This is a genomic window from Streptomyces albidus (ex Kaewkla and Franco 2022), from assembly GCF_013870515.1.
GTDB classification, from domain to species: Bacteria; Actinomycetota; Actinomycetes; order Streptomycetales; family Streptomycetaceae; genus Streptomyces; species Streptomyces albidus.
The window spans coordinates 1-3,317 of sequence record NZ_JACBXA010000406.1 but is presented as its reverse complement, the minus strand read 5'-3'; the positions used below and the strand labels follow the sequence as shown (position 1 = coordinate 3,317).

The following is a 3,317-nucleotide window of genomic DNA, read 5'->3' as shown; positions in this document are numbered from 1 at the left end:
GGCCAGCTTCTCGCGCTGACGCTGCTCGATGGCCGGGTCGACGCGCAGCGGCTGGTACGGCGCCTCGTCGTCGCTCCGGAAGCGGTTGACGCCCACGACGACCCGCTCGCCGCTCTCGGTCTCGCGGGCGATCCGGTACGCGCTGCGCTCGATCTCCTCCTTCTGGAAGCCCTGTTCGATGGCCTCCACGGCGCCGCCCCTGTCCTCGACCTCCCGCATCAGAGCGAGTGCCGCCTCCTCCAACTCGTCCGTCAACGACTCGACGACGTACGAGCCCGCGAAGGGGTCCACCGTCGATGTGATGTCCGTCTCATGCGCCAGGACCTGCTGGGTGCGCAGCGCCAGGCGCGCCGAGGAGTCCGTGGGAAGTGCGATGGCCTCGTCGTATGCGTTGGTGTGCAGCGACTGCGTGCCGCCGAGCACCGCGCCCAGCGCCTGGACCGTGACGCGGGCGAGGTTGATCTCCGGCTGCTGCGCGGTCAACTGCACGCCCGCCGTCTGCGTATGGAAGCGCAGCATCTGCGACTTCGGGTTCCGCGCCCCGAACTCCTCGCGCATCACGCGGGCCCAGATCCGCCGCGCGGCCCGGAACTTGGCGACCTCTTCCAGCAGCGTCGTACGCGCCACGAAGAAGAACGACAGCTGCGGCGCGAAGTCGTCCACGCCCATCCCCGACGCGAGCGCGGTGCGGACGTACGCGACGGCGTCGGAGAGGGTGAAGGCGATCTCCTGTACGGGCGTCGCTCCGGCCTCGGCCATGTGGTAGCCGGAGACGGAGATGCTGTTCCATTTCGGGAGCCGTGTGCGGCAGTGGCCGAAGACGTCGGCGGTCAGTCTCAGCGAGGGCTTGGGCGGGAAGATGTAGGTGCCGCGCGCGATGTACTCCTTGAGCACGTCGTTCTGGACGGTGCCCGTCAGCTTCGCCGGATCCACGCCCTGTTCCTCCGCCACGAGCTGGTACATCAGCAGCAGCAGTGCGGCGGGGGCGTTGATGGTCATCGACGTGGAGACCTCGTCCAGCGGGATGCCGTCGAAGAGCGCCCGCATGTCGTCGACGGAGTCGACGGCGACGCCCACCTTGCCGACCTCGCCGTACGCGAGGGGAGCGTCGGAGTCGTGGCCCATCTGCGTCGGCAGGTCGAAGGCGACCGAGAGCCCCGTCGTGCCGTCCTCGATGAGCTGCCTGTAACGCGCGTTGGACTCGGCGGCCGTCCCGAATCCCGCGTACTGGCGCATGGTCCAGGGGCGTCCCCTGTACATCGTGGGATGGATGCCCCGCGTGTACGGGTACTCCCCCGGCTCCCCCAGCTTCTCTTCGGGGTTCCAGCCGCGCAGGTCGCCGGGGCCGCGGACGGGTTCGAGGGGCAGGCCGCTCTCGCTGAACCGCTCGTTCCCCGAATGGCGCGCCATGTGTGCCTCCGTACGGTCCGGGATTCGCTGCCGGCCGGCACCCTGCCGACAGCATGCCGCGCCGCCGCGAGGTTCGCGCGCGGGCCACGCAGGGAATGCAAGGGGCGGTCGGTGTCGAGAGTTTCGGGGATGTCCGCGGAATGTCCGGGGGTTCGGATGGCGGGGGTACGAGCAAGGCGCAGCGGTGCGTTGGCGGTCACGGCTGTTCTCGTGATCGGAGGGGGCGCGACCGCGGGCTGCAAGGCGCACACGAACGGCAGTGCGCCCATCCGCGTGACGAAGACCTCCGTGCCGCCGGAGCCGCCGTCCGAGAAGCGCTCCGAGGTGCCGGACAGCGCGCCGGACACGGACGCCAAGAGCCAGTCGCGCCCGGAACAGCCGCCGAAGCGCACCGCTCCTGCCGACCCGGTGGTGCTCGCCGCGGGGTCCAAGGGCGCGAAGGTCCGAGAACTCCAGGCGCGGCTGCGGAAGTTGCAGCTCTTCGACCGCAACCCCACCGGCTTCTACGGCCCGGTCACCACGTCGTCCGTGCGTGCATTCCAGAGCCGCCAGGGCATGGAGGGCACGGGGACGGTCACGTCCCGCGCGTGGACAGCGCTCAGCGCCCGTACGAACATGCCGAGCCGTACCGAGCTGTACCCGCCCACGACACGCCCCTTGGACGCTCCGGACCCGCGCTGCCTCACAGGGCGCGCACTGTGCGTCAGCAAGAAGAGCCGCACACTCGCCTGGTACGTGAACGGGGACCTGCGCTCGGCGATGGACGTGCGCTTCGGCTCTGCCTACTCGCCGACGCGCGAAGGGAAGTTCAGCGTCGGCTTCAAGAGCCGCGACCACGTCTCGACGATCTATGACACCCCGATGCCGTACGCGCTCTTCTTCAGCGGCGGCCAGGCGATCCACTACTCCGCAGACTTCGCGGCCCGCGGCTACCAGGGGGCGTCACACGGCTGTGTGAACGTCCGGGACAAGAAGAAGATCGCGGCGCTCTTCGCGCAGGTGAGGAAGGGCGACAAGGTCGTCGTCTACAAGTGACGCGGGTGGACGGGCGCACATGGCGGTAGCGGAAGGTTTCTCTCGCTGAATCCGTCGGCGAATGCCGTGATCCCCGATGGGGCGCGGGCGGGACCGGGGGAACGTGTCCCGCCCGCGCCATTCGCGCGAGCCCGAAGGTACGGGGGGAACCTCGGACTTGTCGCGCAGCCGATGACCAGTCGGCTCACTTGTTACTGCGCCGTCCCCCAGGAAAATGTCACACCAGGATTCAACTAAATCGTGTGGCGTACGTCACACACGCGAGGAAGCCGGCGCCGCGCTCGCGGAGCCGTCCCCGACGTCGCCGTCATCCGGTGCGGCCGAGCCTTCGTCGCCCGACTCCGGGGCGGAGCCGTCGAGTTGACCCTCGCCGCCGTCGGAGCCGTCTCCGCCGTCGGAGCCGTCCCCGCCGTCCGAACCGTCGCCGCCGTCCGCGCCGCCACCAGGCGTGCCGATGCCGCCGCCGTCGGAGTCGCCGCCGTCGGCGCCGCCGGGATGATCGCCGTCGTGGTCCCCGTCGCCGCCGGGGCCGCCGTCACCACCGGGGCCGCCGTCACCTCCGGGGCCGCCGGGAGTGCCCACGCCTCCCGCGTTGCTCCCGCCGCCGTGCTCGTCGCAGAACTTCTCCACGCCCTCGGGACCGCCCGCGACCTGCTCCAGCTTCCACCGGTCGTGCAGGGGCAGATCGTGCTCCTCGTACGCGACGCACAGGGCCCGGGCGATCGCCCTCTTGCCCGATTCGGACAGGCCCTTGCCGTCGTGGCCCCAGCCCTTGTCCTTGTCCTTGGGCTTGCCGTCACGCCCGCGCTCGGTGCCCGCGAGGTCATCGCCGCTGGGCGAATCGGTCGGCCCGGAGCCGCCGCCCTCGCGGG

At 70.7% G+C, this 3,317-nt stretch carries 2 protein-coding genes and 1 pseudogene; 1 reads left to right on the top strand and 2 read right to left on the bottom strand.

Translation table 11 applies throughout. The features are described from left to right. Positions 1-1,410: acyl-CoA mutase large subunit family protein (locus tag H5J26_RS29675; protein ID WP_181769051.1), on the bottom strand; the 1,410-nt coding region annotated here is incomplete at its 3' end. A 273-nt stretch (positions 1,411-1,683) separates the two neighbouring features. Here H5J26_RS29675 and H5J26_RS29670 point away from each other — a divergent pair. Next, on the top strand, positions 1,684-2,445 hold the full coding sequence (locus H5J26_RS29670; RefSeq protein ID WP_419183867.1) for a L,D-transpeptidase family protein: 762 nt from the start codon (positions 1,684-1,686) through the stop codon (positions 2,443-2,445). Positions 2,446-2,697: 252 nt separating this feature from the next. On the opposite strand, the pseudogene H5J26_RS29665 reads toward H5J26_RS29670, so the two are convergent. After that, positions 2,698-3,317: pseudogene (locus tag H5J26_RS29665) on the bottom strand (hypothetical protein); the annotation flags it as partial.